1 protein-coding gene is annotated in these 410 nt (G+C 67.8%); it reads right to left on the reverse strand.

The genetic code is table 11. The annotated features are described in order from the left end of the window. Positions 1–410 (reverse strand): hypothetical protein (locus tag ELR45_RS35775; RefSeq protein ID WP_205857191.1); only part of this gene is annotated, 410 nt, incomplete at both ends.

A 410-nucleotide genomic window follows, 5' to 3' on the forward strand; every position in this document is an offset into this window, starting at 1 on the left:
ATCGACTCGGTCAGCAGCGCCGCGGCAGAGTCCAACGCACCGGCGGCGATCTCAACGCACGCCTGATCCGCGATGATATCCGGCACTGGTATGCCAGTGCCGTCGATGGTGGAGCGCGCCTCGCCGAGAAGCTCACGCGCGCGATCGAGATCGCCTTCTCGGTAAGCCAGCCAGCCCTGACCCTCCGCGGCGACTACCAGGGCGGCCGGCAGACTGTAGCGATTCGCGTCAGCGCGCGCCTCGTCCAGCAACCGCCGTGCGGTGGCACGGTCACCATGGTCGACCATGACCAGTCCCAGTTCGCCCGCCATGGCGGGCAGGTCCTCCACCGTGCCGAGCTCACGGACGTACACCAACGCTTCCTGCAGTGAACGCACCGCTTCGTCGAGTTCGCCCCGTTCCCGGGCGAA

It is taken from the genome of Phytoactinopolyspora endophytica, from assembly GCF_004138495.1.
Lineage (GTDB): Bacteria > Actinomycetota > Actinomycetes > Jiangellales > Jiangellaceae > Phytoactinopolyspora > Phytoactinopolyspora endophytica.